This window comes from Pseudarthrobacter sp. AL07 (assembly GCF_029960665.1).
In the GTDB taxonomy this organism is placed as follows: Bacteria; Actinomycetota; Actinomycetes; order Actinomycetales; family Micrococcaceae; genus Arthrobacter.
In genome coordinates this window covers 68,135-87,166 of sequence record NZ_JASBRB010000001.1, presented here as the reverse complement: position 1 = coordinate 87,166, position 19,032 = coordinate 68,135, and the positions used below count along the sequence as shown (strand labels likewise).

The window sequence follows — 19,032 nt, the reverse complement described above, 5'->3', positions numbered from 1 at the left end:
GGCGTTTGGTCGACGGAGCCCGGCCTGGAGGAAACGGCCTAGAGAAACTCTGCCCGGCCTTCCATGGCTGATGACGCCAAGGCGTGCTCGCGGCGCGGAATCCTGCCGGCCGCTTTCGCCAGCCTACCGGCGATGACGGCGTGTTTGAAGGCCTCCCCCATGAGCGCCGGGTTCTGCGCACGCGTGACCGCGGTGGCCAGCAGCACGGCGTCACAGCCAAGCTCCATGGCCAGTGCGGCATCGGATGCCGTGCCGATGCCTGCGTCCAGCACCACGGGCACCGAGGCGCGCGAGACGATCAGTTCGATGTTGTGTGGATTCAGGATTCCCAGGCCGGTGCCGATGGGCGCTCCGAGCGGCATGACCGCCGTAGCACCCAGGTTTTCCAGCCGCAGGGCCAGGACCGGGTCATCGTTGGTGTAGGCAAACACTTTGAAGCCGCGGTTTACAAGCTGTTCCGTGGCGTCCACCAGCTCCACGGCGTCCGGCAGCAGGGTCTGTTCATCGGCGATGACTTCCAGCTTGAGCCAGTCGGTTTCCAGCGCTTCGCGGGCGAGTTCCGCCGTCATGACCGCGTCCCGGGCGGTGAAGCAGCCTGCAGTGTTGGGCAGGATCCGAATCCCGTGGTCCACCAGGAGCTGGAAAAGGGATCCCGATTCGGCCGGCGAATAGCGCCTCATGGCCACGGTGGTCAGTTCGGTTCCGGACGCCACCAGGGCAGCGCCCAGCCCGTCGAGGCTCGGGGCTCCCCCGGTGCCCATGATGAGGCGGGAGCCGAGCTCGACGCCGTCGATCACCAGCCTGTCGGCGGCTTCGGGCAGGTTCTGTGAGCTGATGTTGCTGGTTACCGTCATGGTGTCAGCCTCCCTGGACTGCTGTGACCAGTTCGACGTCGTCACCTTCGGCGAGCGCCGTAACGAACCACTGGCTGCGGGGTACTACTTCGGAGTTGTGGGCGACGGCGACGCCGAGTTTCTGCCCGTCTGTCGCCTGGCCGTTGGCTGCGAGGGGGCGGCCTGTGATCTGACTGATAAGGGTGGTAATGGAGGCGTCGTCCGCCACGGAATGGCGCGAGCCGTTGAGGGTGATGTTCATGCTGATTCCTTCTGAGGGTCGAGGTCCTTCATGTTGCTGATGTCCTTGGGTGGGGGCTGTGTGCCGGTTGTACGGTGCTGTCTTGAAAAGCGGGCCGGGTTGAGCGCCCCCCAACGAGGATCCGTCCGGCCGTCGAGCAAGTCCCGGCAGATCCCTGCCGCCGCCGGAGCAAGGAGCACTCCGTGACGGAAGAACCCGGTGGCAACAATCAGCCCGGCAATGTTCTCCATGCTCTCCTGGTTTCCCGTTCCTGGTGCGGAAACCGGTACGCGGCCCAGGAGCGGCGCGTTGTCCGGGGTCGCCGGCCTTGCCCGTGCCGTGCATTCCAGGAGTTCAAGCTCCGAGACGGCCGGCACCAGGACCTGGGCGTCACGCAGCAGCTGGTAGACGCCGCCGGCAGAGACAGCACCATCGCCTGTTGCGGCGAGCGCGTCCTCCCGTTGCGTCGCCCCGATCACCACCGTGCCGTCCCCTCTGGGAACGATGTAGACCGGCACACCATGGACCATTCCGCGGACTGTCGAGGTGAGGAGCGGACGCAGGTGCTCCGGAACACCAAGGCGCAGGATGTCACCGTAGACGGGTCGCAGGGGCAGGTGCAGCCCAGCAGGCAGGCCTTCCAGCGACCCCGCCGCCAATCCGTTGGCCACAATCGTCTCCCCGGCGTGGACAGTTCGGCCGTCGGCGAGCGCCACGCCGCTGATGCGTCCGTCCTCCCAAAGAACGGCAGCGGCCCGCTGGTCAACGGCGAATCCCCCGCGGGCACCGGCCACGGCGGTTTCGGCTCCCGGTTCGTGGAGGGCCAGGACTTCCTGGAGGCACGCCACCAGCTTCCGTGGATCCACCTGGTGGTCTGCGGGGATGTCCAGGGCACAGGAGATGGCCGGGCTGAGCAGGGATTCCCTGGACCTGGCCTCACGGACAGTCAGGGGTTCCACTACCAGGCCGCTGGCCTGCTGTACGGCCCGGAGGTCCATCAGCGCCCTGCGGTCCGCGGCGTCCGCGCCGATGGCGAGGGTCGGCGTCGTCAGGTATCCGGTCTCGCCAGCCCCTGCCAGGGCGAGGTCTGCCGCGAAACCGGGCCACAGGCCGGAGGATGCAAGCATCAGCTCCAGGAGGTCTTCCTCCTGATAGTGGAGTTCGCTTACAGGTGCCAGCATGCCGGCGGCTGCCCAGCTGGCGCCCCTCCCGGGCGCGTCATCGATCAGCGCAACGGAACGGCCGGATCGCCGGGCCTCCCAGGCTATGGCGTGGCCGATGACTCCACCGCCGATGACCGCCACGTCGGCGTGCAGCACGGAGTCCGGTCGGAATGATGCAGTCTCAGGCGGGCTGCTTATTGCGGGGGGCATATGGTTCCTTCCCTACGCCGGTACTAGCCGGATCAGGTCAAGCGGTCGGCTCTGACGCCCTCTCAGCCCGGCCGCTTTGTGACGGCTGCAACGGGCTCCCGCAGTACCCTCCCAGTTTAGGGGAATTAGGCTGGTTTCCATGAACTCGCAATCCGTCGCCGCTGCAGGCACACCCTCAGCCAGCTCTTCCACCCCCGAATCCTTGATCTCAACAGACCCCACCGGCGGCATAGGCCCGGGCCTCCCGCACAGCGCCCGGCTGTACCTCTGCACCGACTCACGCCGTGACCGCGGCGACTTTGGCGAGTTTGTGGACGCGGCTTTTGCCGGCGGCGTCGACATCATCCAGCTCCGCGACAAGGCGATCGAGGCGGCGGAGGAGCTGGAGCTGCTGGCCGTGCTTCAGGCCGCGGCCGAACGCCACGGAAAGTTATGGGCCGTCAATGACCGTGCAGATGTCGCTATGTTGTCCGGCGCCCCCGTCTTCCACATCGGGCAAAAAGACCTGCCGGTCGCTTCCGCCCGGGCCCTGCTTGGGGCCCCCGCAGCGGTCGGGCTGTCCACGCACACCGCCGAACAGATCGAAGGCGCCATCCGGCTGTCCGGCGGGCTGACGTCCGAACGCGGCCTGGACTACTTCTGCGTCGGACCGGTCTGGGCCACTCCCACCAAGCCCGGCCGGGCCGGCGTCGGCCTTGAGCTGGTGCGGTACGCTGCCGAAGCAGTCCGCGCTGCCGGCGGCGCCCAGGCCACCTTGCCCTGGTTTGCCATCGGAGGCATCGATCTTGGCAACGTGGAGCAGGTGGTGGAGGCCGGTGCCGGCAGGATTGTGGTGGTGCGTGCCATCACCGAGGCCCCCGATCCCGCAGCGGCGGCTGCAGCACTCGTGGCGGCCCTGGACGCAGGCGCATCCTGACAATTCCCCGCGTGGCGGACCGTGGGCGTGCACGATCCATGCAAATCGGGCTAACCTGATTTTCGTGTCACATCATCGGTTGGCCCCCAATGTCCACGAGCAGACCAACGAGCTCGCGGCGGCACTGAGCGCCCTGCGGACCGAGCTGGAACTTCCCGGAACCTACCCGGCGGAGGCGGTCCGGGACGCGGAAGCGGCGGTGGCCGCACACGAGTTGCCGGGCGCTGACCTGACAGAGGTGGACTTCCTCACCATCGATCCGGCGTCCTCCACTGACCTGGACCAGGCGCTGTTCATCGAGCGCGCGGACGCTGGCTACCGCGTGCTTTATGCCATCGCTGACGTGCCGTCCTTTGTCCGCCCCGGCGGCGTGCTGGATGCAGAGACCCGGCGCCGCGGCCAAACCTTCTACGCCCCGGACGGCCGGATCCCGCTGCACCCGGAGGTCATCAGCGAAGGAGCCGGCAGCCTCCTGGCCGGGCAGCTTTGTTCCGCCTACGTGTGGGAGTTCGGGCTGGACGACACCGCACAGGTCTCCACGGTGAGTGTCCGCAGGGCCACCATCCGCAGCAGGGCCAAGCTGAGCTACAAGGGAGTCCAGGCCGAACTCGACGCCGGGACGCCCGGTCCCGTGCTGCAGCTCCTGAAGGAAGTGGGGCTCAAAAGGGTTGAACTGGAGCGGCAGCGTGGCGGCGCCAGCCTGAACATGCCCGAGCAGGAAATCGTGCAACTGCCCGACGGCGGCTACCGGATTGCCGCGGCACCGCAGCTTCCGGTGGAGGACTGGAACGCCCAGATTTCCCTGATGACCGGAATGTCGGCGGCGAACCTCATGTTGGCGGGAAAAGTTGGCATCCTGCGCACCATGCCCGCGCCGGACGAGCGCTCCCTGCGCCACTTCCGCCTCCAGACCGAGGCCTTGGGCAAGCCGTGGGACGGCAAAATCAGCTACGGCGAATACCTCCGCAGCCTTGATCCGACAGTGCCCCGGCAACTGTCCATCCTGCACTCCGCCGGCATGCTGTTCCGCGGCGCCAGCTACACGGCGTTTGACGGCACCGTCCCGGACGACGCCGTCCAGTCCGCCATCGGCGCCGCCTATGCCCACACCACAGCACCGCTCCGGCGCCTTATCGACCGCTTTGTCCTGGTAATCTGCGAAGCCTTGAGCAACGGCAAGCCGGTACCGGACTGGGCGCGGGAAGCCCTGCCGTCCCTGCCGGAGATCATGGCCGGATCCGACCAGTTGGCATCGCGGATGGAGCGCATGGCGCTGGACACGGTGGAAGCCGCGCTCCTGGTCAACCATGTGGGCCAGGAATTCGAAGCGATCGTTATTTCCGGCTCCAAGCCACAAAAGGACAACGGAAACGGTAACGGGAAAAACGGCAACGGAGCCAGGAACGGTGCTGCGAAAAACGGCGCCGCGAAAAACGGGAACGGCCCCTCGGGGATCATCCAGATCGCCGAACCCGCCGTGACGGCACGCTGCGCCGGCGACCTGCAATCGGGCACAAAGGTGCGTGTCCGCCTGATCTCCTCCGATATTGCCGCGCGCGAGGTCCACTTTGAGCTGCTGGCCTGAACCATCAGTGCCCGGCGTGATCGGCCCAAAGCCGGGATTCCCGGTCCGTACGGTTAGACTGAAGAAGTAGATATGGATGCCCGGTCGTTGATTTCCTTGATTTTGAATTCAACAAGCCCGCCCCTACGCGATCTTGAGATGCACCCGTTGGTCACCAGTGCCAGCATTTTGATAGCCCGCGATCGGCTTCCACTGGATTTGCTTGCGCGCCAGAGCGTGCTCCGGAACGGCCACGTTGGCCGGCCCGTTGAGCAGGCAGCGCCAATGCCCAAATGAATAAGGAAACTCCCCTGTGAGTGAATTGCATACCCATCAGATCCTGACTGACGACTCCGGCATCGAGACGATCGAACCCGAAGAAACCATCATCTCGGACGAGAAGCCGCACGAGATCGAGGAGAAATCCTTCGCTGACTACAACGTCCGCGCCGACATCGTGGAATCCTTGGCCGACGCCGGGATCACCCACCCCTTCCCCATCCAGGCCATGACCCTGCCGGTGGCGCTTTCGGGCCACGACATCATCGGTCAGGCCAAGACCGGCACCGGCAAGACCCTCGGATTCGGCATCCCCGCCCTGCAGCGCGTTGTGGGTCCGGACGACGCCGGCTATGACAAGCTCGCAGTTCCCGGCGCACCGCAGGCCCTGGTCATCGTGCCCACCCGAGAACTGGCCGTCCAGGTGGCCAACGATCTCCAGAACGCCTCCCGCAAGCGCAACGCCCGCATTACCACCATCTACGGCGGCCGTGCCTACGAGCCCCAGGTGGAGGCCCTGCAGAGCGGCGTCGAAGTGGTCGTCGGTACTCCCGGCCGCCTCATTGACCTTTACAAGCAGAAGCACCTAGTCCTGAAAAACGTCAAGATGGTCATCCTTGACGAGGCCGACGAAATGCTGGACCTCGGCTTCCTCCCGGACGTGGAAACGCTGATCGCCGGTACCCCCGCGGTTCGGCAAACGCTGCTGTTCTCCGCCACCATGCCCGGCCCGGTCATCGCCATGGCCCGCCGGTACATGACGCAGCCCACGCACATCCGGGCCGCTGATCCGGACGACGAAGGCCTGACCAAGCGCGACATCCGCCAGCTCATCTACCGTGCCCACAGCATGGACAAGATCGAAGTTGTGGCCCGCATCCTGCAGGCCCGCGGCCGCGGCCGCACCATCATCTTCACCAAAACCAAACGCACCGCCGCGAAGGTTGCCGAGGAGCTGGTGGACCGCGGCTTCGCCGCCGCCGCCATCCACGGCGACCTGGGCCAGGGCGCCCGCGAGCAGGCCCTCCGCGCCTTCCGCAACAACAAGGTGGACGTCCTGGTGGCCACCGACGTCGCCGCCCGCGGCATCGACGTCGACGACGTTACGCACGTCATCAACTACCAGTGCGTTGAAGACGAAAAGATCTACCTGCACCGTGTGGGCCGCACCGGCCGCGCCGGAAACAAGGGCACTGCCGTGACCTTCGTTGACTGGGACGACATGCCGCGGTGGGGCCTGATCAACAAGGCCCTGGGACTCAGCGTCCCGGAGCCGGTGGAAACGTACTCGTCCTCACCGCACCTCTTCGAAGAGCTGGACATTCCGCAGGGCACCAAGGGCCGCCTGCCCCGCAACAAGCGCGTGCTGGCCGGCGTCGACGCCGAGGTCCTCGAGGACCTGGGAGAGACCGGCAAGAAGAACACCCGCCCCAGCGGTGGCCGCGATGGCGGACGCGACAGCAACCGCGATGCCGGCCGCACCGGTGGTCGCGACAGCAGCCGCCGCACCGGCGAGCCCGGCGGACGCTCCGGTGACCGCCGTCGTCGTACCTCTGATGCGGCGACGGCCGGCACCAGCCCCGCCCCGGAACCGGCCGCTGCGGCTCCAGCCGACGCCGAAGTGGACCCTCGTGCCCGCCGCAGCCGGACCCGCACCCGGCGCCGCAACGGCGAAGTAGTGGCTGGCGCCAACAACGGCCCGCAGCAGCGCAGCACCGAGGCATAACAGCGTCGATGACTGACACCGTCTGGGCGCCGGACGGCAGCAACCTGGTGGTTCACGCGGACAACGCGGAGTTCCTCCCCTCGCTGCCGGACGGCTCCTTCACCTTGATATACGTTGACCCGCCGTTTAACACCGGCAGGGTCCAGAAGCGCCAGGAAACGCGGATGGTGCTGAACACCGACGGGGATGGCGACCGCGTGGGCTTCAAGGGGCGTTCCTACGACACCATCAAGGGCGCCCTGCACCGTTACGATGACGCCTTCAGTGACTACTGGTCGTTCCTGGAACCCCGGCTCGTGGAAGCCTGGCGGCTGCTGGCAGACGACGGCACGCTCTACCTCCACCTGGACTACCGGGAAGTCCACTACGCGAAGGTAATGCTGGACGCCATCTTCGGCCGCGAGTGCTTCCTCAACGAGATCATTTGGGCCTACGACTACGGTGCCCGCGCCAAGTACCGCTGGCCCACCAAGCACGACAACATCCTCGTGTACGTTAAGAACCCGGCGAAATACCACTTCGACAACGCAGAGGTGGACCGCGAGCCCTACATGGCCCCAGGCCTGGTGACCCCGGCGAAGCGGGAGCTCGGGAAACTGCCCACCGACGTCTGGTGGCACACCATCGTCTCCCCCACGGGCAAGGAAAAGACCGGCTACCCCACGCAGAAGCCCGAGGGCCTCATCCGCCGTGTGGTGTCGGCGTCAAGCCGGCCCGGGGACTGGTGCCTGGACTTCTTCGCCGGTTCCGGGACCCTTGGCGCCGTGGCGGCCAAACTTGACCGGAGGTTCGTGTGCGTGGACCAGAACCAGCCGGCCATCGATGTGATGGCCAAGCGGCTGGGTACCAAGGCAACGTTTACCTCGTTCCCGGCCAACTAGGCTCTAGCCCGTTTACTTAGGTTTTCTTGGTAGTGGTTTCAGCGGCCAGTTGGGCATCTTCCGTTTGATGACGCGTGGGTTGGTGCGTTGCCGGCGCGGGGGTAGTAGTTCGTTCAGGATTTCCTGGCAGAAGGCGGTGAAGGCTTCGGCCAGGCGTTTAGGGGAAAAGGCCGATCCCGGACCCGGATGGGGTCTGTGTTGTTCCGCCGGGCCTTCGGGGTCGGGTAGACCGCGGAAAGGTAGGAACCGTTTTCGACTTCCTCGAGTAGGGGCAGCACGGCATTGGCCCTGACCCGCCACAACAGGGCCGCCCCGATTCCGGCTCCGTCCTTCCAGACCGTGTACGAGAAGAACCCGCGGTCGGCCATCGCCAGCATGTCCTCCTCCAGCCTGTGGAACAGGCCCGGATACAGGTCATGCCCGCTGGCGGAGGAACCGGAGACCACGGCGCCGGTCACCGCGTGTGTGCCGCATTCGACCAGACCGAGGACCCTCGCCTGCGGGTAGGAGCTCTTGAGGTCCGGGGCCGTTCCGGGCCGGCCGAACCGAGCCTGGTCCGGGCCTTGAAAATCGCGGCCTTCGTCGGGAGCTGCCAGTGGCGGAAACCGGCCCGTGATCCATTCCACCCCGGAGAGCAGGGACCTCTCACTTCCTCGTACGAGCCTGCGGACAACAACGCCAACGCCATCACGTAATAGACCATCAAGCGCGAGGGAAGCACCGGCTGCGCTGCTCACCGGAAAACCCGTTCGAGATCACCCGATCCACCACATCCGCCGGGAAAACCCGCGTCAACACACCCAGAGCTAAGTAAACGGCATTGGGGCTAGAGCAGGTTGGGTTCTCCCGGCTCCGCGGCGTCGGGCTTGAATCCGAAGGACACGAGGATCTCCTCCAGCTTTCCGCTCTTCCTCAACTCCGCGACGTCGTCATTGAAGGCGGCGACCAAGCCTGGGTTGTCAAGGTTGACGGGGAAGTTGATTTGACCCGGCTTCACGGTTGAGAGGATTGCGGGATCAGCGGGCGGCACCTCAAACTTCAAACCGTCGATCGGGGTCTTCTCCAAGGTCGACTTCGCGGACGGGTAGGTGTCGATCACGACATCGATCCGGCCGGCTGCAAGGTCGGCGTACATAGCCTGCGCGGTTTCATACAGCTTTACACTGTCACCGAGGTACGTTTGGAGGTCGTCATTCCACAGGAACCCGAGAATGGAGCCCACCTTTTGACCTTTAAGGTCGGGAACCGTGGCCACGCCCTTCTGGGAAACGATGATCAGCCGGTCGGCGAAAACGGGGTCGCTAAGCAGCACAACCTTTGCTCGTTCGGCGGTACGGTACCAGCTTCCCGCCGTGGTGTCGGCGCGATTGGACGTGATTGACGGGATCATTGCTGCGCCCGCACCGGGGATGGCTTTGACCTTCAGGCACTCCATCGCTGCGATCTCGGTGAGAATCGCGCCTTCTGCTCCGCCGACACCAGCTCCCTCTGGGTATGCGAACGGAGGATACTGATAGGCCGCAACCGTCAGGTAGCCGGTCTCGACTGTGGTCACATTGTGCTTCGGCGTGCAATCGGAGGGTGCCGCATTGTCGTTCGCGCAGCTCGTGAGGACAAGAGATAGTCCGACAGCTGCGGTGAGGATGGCAAGTTTCTTCTTCATTGAAGTTTCATCGCTTTCTGAATTGTGGCTGGGCAAGAAATTTGATTTCTGGAGTTGACGGGTTCGCGTGCTACAGATGTTTGGCTAGGTGACGCTCCAATCGCGAGACGAGCATTGTCGCGGGGATCGTGATCACTGCGTAGAGGAACGCGGCGGCGAGGAACACGGAGAAGTAGTCGAAAGTGACGGTTGCCTGAAAATAGGCTGCCTGCATAATTTCGGGAACCGTGATGACATAGGCCAGTGACGTGAACTGGAAGAACTGGATTGCGATATTCATCAGTGGCGGAATTCCCACGCGGATTGCCTGCGGCGCGATGATGAATCGGAACGAATCGAGACGGTTCATGCCGACCGCGATCGCGGCTTCGCTCTGACCATTGGGCACCGCATCAATGCTGGTTCGGATGACCTCTGCAGAGTAGGCGCCCGCCGACCAGGTGAACGCGATCACCGCCGACGCGAATGCTGTCGGAGTCAGCTGCAATTGAGGCAGGCCCTGGTAAACGATGTAGAGCAGCACGAGCAGAGGAACTCCGCGTCCGACCTCGACGATGACGAGTGCGACGATCTTAATCACCTGGAGCTTGCTCACGCTCGCATAGGCGAGTATGAGTCCCAAAAGGTATCCGAGAACGATCACGATCCCGGTCATGGAGAGAGCGACACCGACACCCTTGGAGAGGGCCGGCAAGTACTGTGTCCATGACAGCAAGTTCTCGATCATGCGACTGAGAACCTTGCGCGCAGCCGGCTATCGACCTGCCGGGACACAATGGCGAGGGGAAGGCTTAAGAGCAAGTAGATGATCCCGACGATGGCGAAAATAGTTAGCCCCTGACCTGTCTGTTGCGCCTGGGAGGCGGCACGGAACGTGAGTTCCACGACGCCGATGGTGGATGCCAGAGCTGAATCTTTCAGAAGACCAATTCCGTAGCTGGCCATCATCGGGCCGACAACCCGAAACACCTGGGGAACCACAATGAAGCGGTAGCTGTCGACGGTGCTCAGCCCGAGTGCCGCGCTGGCCTCTTCTTGGCCCCGACTGAGGGCGGCCAGCCCGGCCCGATAGATCTCCGCGAAGTAACTCATGGCGATGAAACTAAAAGTGGCGATCGCCGCCATCAGCGGAGACATCCGCAACCCCAGTTCGGCGAAGCCGAAGAACACGAGAAAGAGCCACACGAGCGGTGGCACCGCGCGCACCAGGTTGACCACTCCTCGCACAAGAAGCCGGAGAATAGCGAATCGCGATCGCTGCGCGAGAGCAAGCGGTATGGCGAGAATCCCGCCGATGGTGAAAGCTGATGCCGTGATCAACAGCGTGGCACCGATTCCGAGCGCGATGTACCCGACGACTCCTAACATCAACGCCCCACAACTGCGCTGAGGAACTGGCGGGTGCGTTCATGGGACGGCGCACTCATAATAGCGTGCGGATCCCCTTCCTCAACCACCGAGCCGTCGACCATGACCACCATGCGGTCGGAGACGTCCCGCGCAAAGGACATTTCGTGGGTGACCACGATCGCGGTCATTCCTTCATCGGCGAGTTCACGCATTACCGCCAGAACTTCTGCACCCACCTCAGGGTCAAGGGCGGAAGTTGGTTCGTCGAACAACATGACCAGAGGGTCGAGTGCGAGGGCTCGCGCAATGGCGATGCGTTGCTGCTGCCCGCCGGAGCATTGACCGGGATAGGCCGTCGCTTTTTTATCGAGCCCGACACGCTTCAGAAGCTGATAGGACTTCTCGTCGGCCTCTTCGCCGGAGCGTCCCAGCACGCGCTCCTGTGCAAGTGAGATGTTCCGCAGCGCAGTGAGGTGAGGAAACAAATTAAACGACTGGAACACCATGCCTACGCTTCGACGAATCGCGGCGAGCTCTGCCCTCGAAGGCAGTCGAGAGTCGGTCCGGACCGCAACAGATTCCTTGCCGATCGACACCGTGCCCTCGGTCGGCATTTCAAGGAAGTTGATGCATCTCAGAAAGGTGCTCTTCCCCGCTCCACTCGGGCCGATGATCGAAACTACTTCACCTTGATCGATTTCGAGCGTGACATTGTCCACTGCTCGGTGTTCCTTGTATTTCTTGGTGATTCCGCTGGCTCGCAGAAACATTGGCGCAGACTCTTCAGTATTGTTCACAGGATGATTCATGACTGTTTTCCTTCATTGGAAGAACTCGCGGCACCGTGCGCCGCAATCGCGCTGATTTCAATTCGTTTGTCTCCACGAAATCCCGCCACTTGCACGGTCGTTCGGGGCGCTAGCGGGTATCCGGAGAAACGTTTGAGATACGCCAGGTTGTAGGCGTCGAAATCCGTGAAATCAGCCAGGTACACCGTGAGTTACAGAACGCTGCAAGGTTCGAACCGGCTGCAAGAAGTGTCCGCTCAAGATGGTCGATCACGACCGTTACTTGGTCAGTAATCTCGCTCGGCGCGGAGCCGTCGGCACGGGTCGGAATCTGCCCGCAGGGAAAGACGAGGCCACCATAGAGTCTCGCGGCCCCATACGGGCGCTCGACACAAATCGTGGTTGCCTCGGAGGTTCGGCGGGAGGACTGGCTCGAATCACTTGTACTCCTTGATTAACATCGTTGTTAGTGGGCTTAATCATAGGAATCAATTTGTGAAAGAAAAAGTATCAAAACGCTATCAATTCATCTTCAGTTACTATGAATAAATGGTTGATCTTTCGGCTTGATGCGTAGTATGTGGGTGACACACGAGGGTCGTGAGCGGTTGAGTCATCATGTCTCGATCAGCGTTTTGACGCGGGTGTCTCCGCAGGATGTGGTGGATCGGGTGATGGCGTTGGCGTTGTTGTCCGCAGGCTCGTACGAGGAAGTCAAAGGTCCCTGCTCTCCGGGATGGAATGGATCACGGGCCGGTGGCTTGAGTGAAGGTGGGCATGCCGAGTTGGGTCGTGTTTCGGCGCGCGGTTATTTGGTCCATGTCGGCAAGTTTGGCGGGGGCCCCTGCGAGGCTGACTTTGAGGCCTTCGGCTTCTCCGAGCCAGCGGTGGGACTCGGCTTCGGCGATGCGCTCGATGAGGTCATCGCGGATCTGTGCCAGGCGGGGTCTGGCTGTGGGATCGGGCCGCAGCGGCGGGCAGCGCAGGCAGCTGTGCCCGTGGATGCAGCGCGTGTCGTAGGAGCGGCCGCAATCACCGATGGAAACCTTCCGTCACTCGTTGGGCACTGCTTACGACGAGACACGCAATGGGCCTTCGCCGCTCCCCAGTAAGCGCTAGAGTACTCAGCGTTGACTAATAGTCAATGCGCACTCCTTAGCTACAGATCCGCGCGCACAACGGCGGTTCCCGTACCCAATTCCTCTATCCTTGCGAGTACCTCCGGCGCAGTGAGATTCTCCCCGAAAAGATTGGGTTTTCCGGTCCCGTGGTAATCCGAGGAACCCGTGATCAGCAGTCCGTGCTTGGCTGCAAGGCTCCTGAGGAATTGCCGCCCCTCCTCCGGGTTGTCCCGGTGGTCGATCTCCAGGCCCGCCAGGCCGGCGTCGATCATGTCGCGATACGTTCCCTCCCCCACGACCCTGCCCCGGCCGGACGCCACCGGGTGCGCGAACACGGGAACGCCGCCAGCGGCACGGACAAGTTCGACGGCGGTGGCGGGGTCCGGTGCGTAGTGCTGGACAAAGTAGCGCGAATGGGACGTCAGGATGGACGTGAACGCCTCCGAGCGGTCCGAAACCACACCGGCCGCCACCAAGGCATCAGCGATGTGCGGCCGCCCCAGGGTGGCCCCGGGAGCCACATGGTGGATAACGTCGTCCCACGTCAGCGGGTAGTCTTCGGCCAGCAAGGTCACCATACGTTCCGCCCTGGTGAGGCGCGCGTCCTTGGCCTTGGTGATCTCTTCAAGCAGCCCCGGATGGGCAGGATCGTGCAGATAACTCAACAGATGCACACTGATGCCCTGCCCGGTCCGGCAGGAAACCTCCATGCCGGGAACCATTGCCATCCCGTTTTCCCGTGCGGCGATGGACGCTTCAGCCCAGCCATCGGTGGAGTCGTGATCGGTCAGTGCCACCACGTCCAGGCCCGCCCGGGCAGCCGAAGCCATCACTTGGGCGGGGGGTTCGGTGCCGTCCGAAACATTCGAGTGGGCATGCAGGTCAATCCTCACCTGCCCAGCCTAGTTGACCGCGCCGGCGCGGGTATTGGCCCTGGTCTCGGTGCTGGTGAGACGATGGTGCCGTGAACGATGCCGAAAATACCCTGAACTCTGCTTCCCAGCCCCTCGATGAGCGCGTCAACAACCGCTCTCAGCGGCCCAGTTCCGCTGCATTCAAGGCCTTTATGGCCAGCAATTGGGCGCCTTCCGAGCAACAACTTCCGGCGCTCGACGCCGTGGCCCACTACGCCGCGGCCCGGCGTAAGGCCATTTCGGAGAAGTTCAAAGGCGAACGCCTGGTCATCCCGGCCGGTCCGCTGAAGGTCCGCTCCAACGACTGCGACTACAGGTTCCGTCCTCATTCCGGCTTTGCGCATCTCACCGGTCTGGGTCTGGACCACGAGCCGGACGCTGTCCTCATTCTGGAGCCTGCCGGAGAAGGAAAGGGCGACGGCGGCAGTCACCACCGTGCCACACTGTACTTCCGTCCGCTGGCCGGCCGGGATACAGAACAGTTCTACGCTGACTCCCGTTCCGGCGAGTTCTGGATCGGTGCACGGCCCACCCTCGCCGAGTTCGAAGCGCGCCTGGGCCTGGCCACGGCCCACATCGATGGACTTGAATCCGCGATCACCAAGAACGTGGGCGCGCCGGAAATCGGCGGCATCTCCATCCGGTTGGTCCGCAAGGTGGACGAGAACATCGACGCCCTGGTGGATACTGTCCGGTACAACACCGCCAAGGACCCCGACAACCTGGACCTCGCTGTCCTGGATGCACTCGATGAAAAGCTTTCCGAAGCGCTGTCCGAACTCCGCCTCATCAAGGACGAGTGGGAAATCGAACAGATGATGACTGCGGTAGCTGCGACTGTTGAGGGTTTCGTGGAAGTGGTCAAGGCCCTGCCCCGCGCCCTGACCCATGCCCGCGGCGAGCGCGTTGTCGAAGGCGCGTTCTTTGCCCGTGCCCGCGAGGTAGGCAACGAACTCGGCTACGACACCATCGCAGCCGCCGGCAACAATGCCACCGTCCTGCACTGGACGCGGAACACCGGCCGGATCAACGCCGGCGAACTGCTGCTGCTGGACGCCGGCGTTGAAGCGGACTCGCTCTACACCGCCGACGTCACCCGGACGCTGCCGGCTAACGGCACGTTCACCGCAGTCCAGCGCAAGGTCTACGAGGCAGTCCTGGATGCTGCCGACGCCGGATTCGCCGGTGCCCGGCCGGGTGCGAGGTTCCGCGACATCCACACCGCCGCCACCACAGTATTGGCGGAACGCCTCGCCGAGTGGGGGCTGCTCCCAGTGAGCGTCGAGGAAGCCGTCAGCCCCGAAGGCCAGCAGCACAGACGTTGGATGCCCCATGGCACCAGTCACCACCTAGGCTTGGATGTCCACGACTGTGCCCAGGCAAAGCGGGAGCTGTACCTGGACGGCATCCTTACGCCGGGCATGGTCTTCACTATCGAACCGGGCCTGTATTTCAAGAACGAGGACCTGGCCATCCCCGCTGAGTACCGCGGCATCGGAGTGCGGATCGAGGACGACATCCTGATGACCGCCGATGGTCCGGTGAACCTCAGCGCCGCGCTGCCCCGCAAGGCCGATGACATCCAGTCCTGGATGGCAGGCATCTACCAGGAGCTGGACGGCGGGTTGCCAACCGGCGATAACGGCTAGAGAACGTACGTCCAGCGCATCTCCGCACGGATGCGCTGGACAGTCATATCCCTCGGTGAAACTCTCATAACAGTTTTTGGCAATCGCTTGCCAAAAGTTGGCGTTGATGATTACTCGTCTCGATGACCCCATCGCCAAGAAGCCTACGAGACGTACTTCGGCCGGGTGACCAAGGACAAGGTGATTGGACCCGTCCTCTGTTTGGTGGGCAAATCCGAAGGCCCTGGCCGCCTTCGCGGCCGGCAAGGCAGCCTACTTCCCCATGGCGTCGCCGCTGTCCATCCCCGCACTGGACGCCTCAGCCGTCAAAGGCAAGTACAAGTACGCCCTAATGCCCACTCGTCCCCCGGGCGAGACCTCCAACCCTTCACCGCTGCAGGTCTTCGCGTCCGCGGTCGAGGGTGGCGCAATCCCCGTGTACTCGCAGCTGATGGCGGCCTCGCTGGTTTGTGCCGTCCCTGTCGTGGTGCTGTACTTCATGTTCCAGAAGTACCTCATTGGTGGACTGACAGCTGGCAGCGTCAAGTAGGACAGCTAAACAAACAACTCCGGCGGGTGCAGCAGTGGCTGCACCCGCCGGAGTTGTTTGCTTACTGCCGGCAGCGCTCCTGGGGCCATGTATATAACCGGGCCTCCGGGGCGCTCCTAGTGCGTGGATTCGCCGGAGTCCTTGGTGGTGTCGGGCCGGGACTGCGTCTGGGCCTGTTCTGTGGTCCGCTGGCCTGTGCCGTGCTGTTCTGAGCCAGGCTGGCCGGTAGTGGCCTGGTCTGTGACACGGACTCCGTACTGGGGCCGGCCGTCAGGGAGGTCCGGGTAGCGGACGGCGGCCGCGGGAGCCTTCGCCGGCTGGGCCGCTGCCTCCGGCTGCGCGCCCTGCTCTGGGCCGGCGGCGTGGCCTACATCTTGGATTGTCCCCTGGCCTGGGGTACCAGCACCCTGCTGTCCGTAGGGGTCATTCCAGCTGGCAGGGCGCGCGGGTGCCGGGCCTGGCTGACTGCCCGGCTGGTCCTGCTCACCGGGCTGCTGGCCCGTTTGGCCGTACTGCTGGCCCGTTTCGCCGGACTGCTGGCTCTGGTAGCCCTGCGGATTGTAGGGGGCCGCTGCAGCGTCCGAACGGTTCATGGGCAGTTGCTGGAGCAGCCGGCGCGCATCATGGGCGGCTTCCGCCGACACCACAACGTCGTAGTTAGTGGCCACCACCTGGCTGGTGGAGGTGAAGTCCCGCTTTCCGCGCTGCATGGCATACGTGACAATCCCGAACAGCATAAAGAAGGCAGCGCCCATCAGCACAGACGCCAGGATCGAGAAGTAGCCGGGCGATGGTGCGAAGAAAGAAAGCATGACGCCAACGAAAAGGCCGAACCACATACCGCTGAGCGCCCCGGAGAGAGCCACCCGCGGGTAGCTGAGGCGGCCGGTCACCCGCTCAACCATCTTCAGTTCGTTGCCCACGATCGAAACCATGTGGACCGGGAACTGCTGGTCGGCGAGGTAGTCCACCGCCTTCTGGGCATCCAAGTAGGAAGTGTACGAGCCCACGGTGTCGCCGGTAGGCACCGTCCGGGCGTCGTCGGGCCCACTGGGGCCACCGGCCTTGGGAGCACCAAAAATGTTTGACATACACCCATTCTTGCCCATCAGCATGTAAGCCGCCTGTAAATTCAGCTAAAAGAGAGCAGACTCGGTAGCCTGTAGACGTGAGCACAAATCTTTCGCGCGTCTTCGTGGCCCGCCTGCTGGGTCTTGACGTCTTCGACCCTTTGGGCGACCGCCTGGGCAGGTTGCGCGATGTGGTGGTGCTCTCACGTGGCAGCCGCGGTGCCCCGCACGTGGTGGGTATCGTCGTCGAAGTTCCCGGCAAAAAGCGGGTCTTCGTGCCGATGACACGCATTACCTCCATCGACCAGACGCAGATCATCTGCACGGGACTGGTTAACCTCCGGCGCTTTGAACAGCGCGGCGCGGAGACGCTGGTGGTCGCGGAAATGTTCGACCGGCGCGTCACTCTCCGGGACGGCAGCGGCGACGCCACCATCGAGGACATCGCCATGGACCAGCACCGGTCCCGCGACTGGTTCGTGAGCAAGCTGTTCGTCCGCCGGGGCCACTCGCTGTCCCCGCTCAGCCGGCTGCGCCGGAACGAGACCATGATCATCGACTGGGCCGATGCCCTCCAGGGTGCCCGCACTGAACCGCAGGCAGCCACGCAGTTCGTCGCCAACCACGAGGACCTCAAACCCGCAGACTTCGCCGAGGCACTGCAGGAAATGAGCGACAAACGCCGGTTCGAAGTGGCCAGCGAGCTCCAGGATGAGAGATTGGCTGACGTCCTGCAGGAGCTGCCCGAAGACGACCAGGTGGAAATCCTGTCCGCCCTAGACGTCCAGCGCGCAGCCGACGTCCTGGAGGAAATGGATCCCGACGACGCCGCCGATCTCCTCGGCGAACTGCCGACAGCACAGGCAGAAGAACTGCTCCAGCTCATGGAACCCGAAGGCGCCGACGACGTCAGGCGGCTCCTCGAATACGACGAGGACACCGCCGGTGGCCTGATGACGCCGGTTCCGGTGATCCTTCCCCCGGAGGCGACTGTCGCCGAAGCACTGGCCCACGTCCGCCGCGAGGAACTCTCCCCCGCCCTGGCCTCGTCCATCTTCATCACCCGGCCTCCGCTGGAAACACCCACTGGACGCTTCCTGGGTGTGGTCCACATCCAGCAGCTCCTGCGGTTCCCGCCCTTCGAGCCCTTGGGCAACCTGGTGGACAAGAATCTTGAGCCGTTGTCCGATCAAGCCCACATCAGCGAAGTGGCCCGCACCCTGGCAACGTACAACCTGAACTCCCTTCCAGTGGTCAACGACGCCGGCCGGCTTGTGGGGGCGGTGACTGTTGATGACGTCTTGGATCATCTGTTACCCGATGACTGGCGCGCCTATGATGGCGAAGCCCCGATAAGAAAACTGGGAGGCCGCATTGGCTGACACCGGCGCCCCCAAGAATCCCAACAAGAAGGCGGCAGCCAAGGGCGGGCTCGACACACCCTTAAGCGGCCGCCAGCGCATCCTGCCAAAATTCTCGCCGGATCCGGACGCGTTCGGCCACGCCACGGAAGGCTTCGCCCGGTTCATGGGCACGCCACAGTTCCTGGTCTACATGACCGTCTTCGTTGTCATCTGGCTGGTCTGGAACACGTGGGCACCGGAGGCTTGGCAGTTCGATTCGCGCATCCTGGGCTACACGCTCCTGACGCTGATGCTTTCGCTGCAGGCCTCGTACGCGGCACCGCTGCTGCTGCTTGCCCAGAACCGGCAGGATGACCGCGACCGCGTTTCGCTCCAGCAGGACAGGCAGCGCGCCGAACGCAACCTGTCCGACACCGAGTACCTCACCCGGGAACTGGCGTCCCTGAGGATCGCGCTGCGCGAGGTTGCCACCCGCGACTACGTCCGGGCCGAGCTGCGCACGCTCCTCGAGGACATGCTGGAAGCGCAGGAGGAACTGCGGACCCACGATCACGCCGCAGCCGGCAGCCACGAGTCACCGCGCGAGAAGATCAAGGACAGGCTCAAGGAAAAACGCGACAAGCAGCGGAATCCCCGCACGCAGCAGATTCCCAAGGTCAAAGCCAGCCACGCCGCCAAAGAGCAGGCAGCTAAGGACCAGGCCGAGAAGGAGCCATCCGTTCAGGAACAGGCCGTCCCGGAGCACAACCCCACCACCGAAAGCTGAGCCAT

The 19,032-nt window shown here is 63.9% G+C and carries 17 protein-coding genes, 1 pseudogene and 1 riboswitch; of the genes and pseudogenes, 8 read left to right on the top strand and 10 right to left on the bottom strand.

Features of this window, described 5'->3' with window-relative positions:
* Nucleotides 1–38 precede the first annotated feature (38 nt).
* The 3 genes from QK290_RS00430 to thiO form a co-directional block, all read right to left on the bottom strand.
* Nucleotides 39–854, bottom strand: coding sequence for a thiazole synthase (locus tag QK290_RS00430; RefSeq protein WP_282328803.1), 816 nt, complete (start codon nucleotides 852–854; stop codon nucleotides 39–41).
* Between the two features lie 4 nt (nucleotides 855–858).
* Nucleotides 859–1,095: a sulfur carrier protein ThiS gene (gene thiS / locus QK290_RS00425; RefSeq protein ID WP_058931870.1), complete on the bottom strand. Its 237-nt coding sequence runs from the start codon at nucleotides 1,093–1,095 to the stop codon at nucleotides 859–861.
* Nucleotides 1,092–2,447, bottom strand: coding sequence for a glycine oxidase ThiO (gene thiO, locus QK290_RS00420; protein ID WP_282328802.1), 1,356 nt, complete (start codon nucleotides 2,445–2,447; stop codon nucleotides 1,092–1,094). The genes thiS and thiO overlap by 4 nt, the downstream gene beginning before the upstream one ends.
* A riboswitch (TPP riboswitch) is annotated at nucleotides 2,440–2,559 on the bottom strand. (Overlaps the previous gene by 8 nt.)
* A 27-nt stretch (nucleotides 2,560–2,586) precedes the next feature.
* Between thiO and thiE the strand changes: the two genes are divergently transcribed.
* The 4 genes from thiE to QK290_RS00400 all read left to right on the top strand — a co-directional run bounded on the left by thiE (nucleotide 2,587) and on the right by QK290_RS00400 (nucleotide 7,813).
* Nucleotides 2,587–3,363 carry a thiamine phosphate synthase gene (gene thiE, locus QK290_RS00415; protein ID WP_282328801.1) on the top strand — a complete coding sequence of 259 codons (777 nt, stop codon included), beginning with the start codon at nucleotides 2,587–2,589 and terminating at the stop codon, nucleotides 3,361–3,363.
* 64 nt (nucleotides 3,364–3,427) lie between these two features.
* Nucleotides 3,428–4,948 carry an RNB domain-containing ribonuclease gene (locus tag QK290_RS00410; RefSeq protein ID WP_282328800.1) on the top strand — a complete coding sequence of 507 codons (1,521 nt, stop codon included), beginning with the start codon at nucleotides 3,428–3,430 and terminating at the stop codon, nucleotides 4,946–4,948.
* 292 nt (nucleotides 4,949–5,240) lie between these two features.
* Complete coding sequence (locus QK290_RS00405; RefSeq protein WP_282328799.1) at nucleotides 5,241–6,932, top strand: DEAD/DEAH box helicase; 1,692 nt, start codon at nucleotides 5,241–5,243, stop codon at nucleotides 6,930–6,932.
* A gap of 8 nt (nucleotides 6,933–6,940) precedes the next feature.
* Nucleotides 6,941–7,813, top strand: coding sequence for a DNA methyltransferase (locus tag QK290_RS00400; protein ID WP_282328798.1), 873 nt, complete (start codon nucleotides 6,941–6,943; stop codon nucleotides 7,811–7,813).
* A gap of 176 nt (nucleotides 7,814–7,989) precedes the next feature.
* On the opposite strand, the pseudogene QK290_RS00395 reads toward QK290_RS00400, so the two are convergent.
* From QK290_RS00395 to QK290_RS00370, 6 genes and pseudogenes are all read right to left on the bottom strand, one after another.
* Nucleotides 7,990–8,617 (bottom strand): annotated as a pseudogene (locus QK290_RS00395) (transposase domain-containing protein); the annotation flags it as partial.
* 22 nt (nucleotides 8,618–8,639) lie between these two features.
* Nucleotides 8,640–9,476: an ABC transporter substrate-binding protein gene (locus tag QK290_RS00390; RefSeq protein WP_282328797.1), complete on the bottom strand. Its 837-nt coding sequence runs from the start codon at nucleotides 9,474–9,476 to the stop codon at nucleotides 8,640–8,642.
* A gap of 70 nt (nucleotides 9,477–9,546) precedes the next feature.
* Nucleotides 9,547–10,203, bottom strand: a complete 657-nt coding sequence (locus QK290_RS00385) for an amino acid ABC transporter permease (RefSeq protein ID WP_282328796.1) — start codon at nucleotides 10,201–10,203, stop codon at nucleotides 9,547–9,549.
* The gene (locus QK290_RS00380) at nucleotides 10,200–10,844 is read right to left on the bottom strand and encodes an amino acid ABC transporter permease (RefSeq protein WP_282329063.1); all 645 of its coding nucleotides are present in this window, start codon (nucleotides 10,842–10,844) and stop codon (nucleotides 10,200–10,202) included. The genes QK290_RS00385 and QK290_RS00380 overlap by 4 nt, the downstream gene beginning before the upstream one ends.
* The gene (locus QK290_RS00375) at nucleotides 10,844–11,635 is read right to left on the bottom strand and encodes an amino acid ABC transporter ATP-binding protein (RefSeq protein WP_282328795.1); all 792 of its coding nucleotides are present in this window, start codon (nucleotides 11,633–11,635) and stop codon (nucleotides 10,844–10,846) included. The genes QK290_RS00380 and QK290_RS00375 overlap by 1 nt, the downstream gene beginning before the upstream one ends.
* A gap of 1,138 nt (nucleotides 11,636–12,773) precedes the next feature.
* Nucleotides 12,774–13,628 (bottom strand): PHP domain-containing protein, encoded by an 855-nt coding sequence (locus QK290_RS00370; RefSeq protein ID WP_282328794.1) that lies wholly within the window; start codon nucleotides 13,626–13,628, stop codon nucleotides 12,774–12,776.
* A gap of 71 nt (nucleotides 13,629–13,699) precedes the next feature.
* Between QK290_RS00370 and QK290_RS00365 the strand changes: the two genes are divergently transcribed.
* A complete protein-coding gene (locus QK290_RS00365) occupies nucleotides 13,700–15,298 on the top strand; it encodes an aminopeptidase P family protein (RefSeq protein WP_282328793.1) in 1,599 nt (532 codons plus the stop codon).
* Between the two features lie 184 nt (nucleotides 15,299–15,482).
* On the top strand, nucleotides 15,483–15,827 hold the full coding sequence (locus QK290_RS00360) for a hypothetical protein (protein WP_282328792.1): 345 nt from the start codon (nucleotides 15,483–15,485) through the stop codon (nucleotides 15,825–15,827).
* A gap of 116 nt (nucleotides 15,828–15,943) precedes the next feature.
* Here QK290_RS00360 and QK290_RS00355 read toward each other — a convergent pair whose 3' ends face one another.
* Nucleotides 15,944–16,918, bottom strand: a complete 975-nt coding sequence (locus QK290_RS00355) for a general stress protein (protein ID WP_282328791.1) — start codon at nucleotides 16,916–16,918, stop codon at nucleotides 15,944–15,946.
* Nucleotides 16,919–16,995: 77 nt separating this feature from the next.
* Between QK290_RS00355 and QK290_RS00350 the strand changes: the two genes are divergently transcribed.
* Both QK290_RS00350 and QK290_RS00345 read left to right on the top strand, forming a co-directional pair.
* Nucleotides 16,996–18,279, top strand: coding sequence for a CBS domain-containing protein (locus tag QK290_RS00350; RefSeq protein WP_185261097.1), 1,284 nt, complete (start codon nucleotides 16,996–16,998; stop codon nucleotides 18,277–18,279).
* Nucleotides 18,272–19,027, top strand: coding sequence for a DUF1003 domain-containing protein (locus QK290_RS00345; protein WP_282328790.1), 756 nt, complete (start codon nucleotides 18,272–18,274; stop codon nucleotides 19,025–19,027). The genes QK290_RS00350 and QK290_RS00345 overlap by 8 nt, the downstream gene beginning before the upstream one ends.
* Nucleotides 19,028–19,032 lie beyond the last annotated feature (5 nt).

Bases quoted from the DNA above. Each gene is read 5' to 3' on its own strand.
- QK290_RS00390 (WP_282328797.1), bottom strand. From the start codon at position 9,476: ATGAAGAAGAAACTTGCCATCCTCACCGCAGCTGTCGGACTATCTCTT.
- QK290_RS00430 (WP_282328803.1), bottom strand. From the start codon at position 854: ATGACGGTAACCAGCAACATCAGCTCACAGAACCTGCCCGAAGCCGCC.
- QK290_RS00400 (WP_282328798.1), top strand. From the start codon at position 6,941: ATGACTGACACCGTCTGGGCGCCGGACGGCAGCAACCTGGTGGTTCAC.
- QK290_RS00355 (WP_282328791.1), bottom strand. From the start codon at position 16,918: ATGTCAAACATTTTTGGTGCTCCCAAGGCCGGTGGCCCCAGTGGGCCC.
- QK290_RS00380 (WP_282329063.1), bottom strand. From the start codon at position 10,844: ATGTTAGGAGTCGTCGGGTACATCGCGCTCGGAATCGGTGCCACGCTG.
- QK290_RS00375 (WP_282328795.1), bottom strand. From the start codon at position 11,635: ATGAATCATCCTGTGAACAATACTGAAGAGTCTGCGCCAATGTTTCTG.
- thiO (WP_282328802.1), bottom strand. From the start codon at position 2,447: ATGCCCCCCGCAATAAGCAGCCCGCCTGAGACTGCATCATTCCGACCG.
- thiS (WP_058931870.1), bottom strand. From the start codon at position 1,095: ATGAACATCACCCTCAACGGCTCGCGCCATTCCGTGGCGGACGACGCC.
- thiE (WP_282328801.1), top strand. From the start codon at position 2,587: ATGAACTCGCAATCCGTCGCCGCTGCAGGCACACCCTCAGCCAGCTCT.
- QK290_RS00385 (WP_282328796.1), bottom strand. From the start codon at position 10,203: ATGATCGAGAACTTGCTGTCATGGACACAGTACTTGCCGGCCCTCTCC.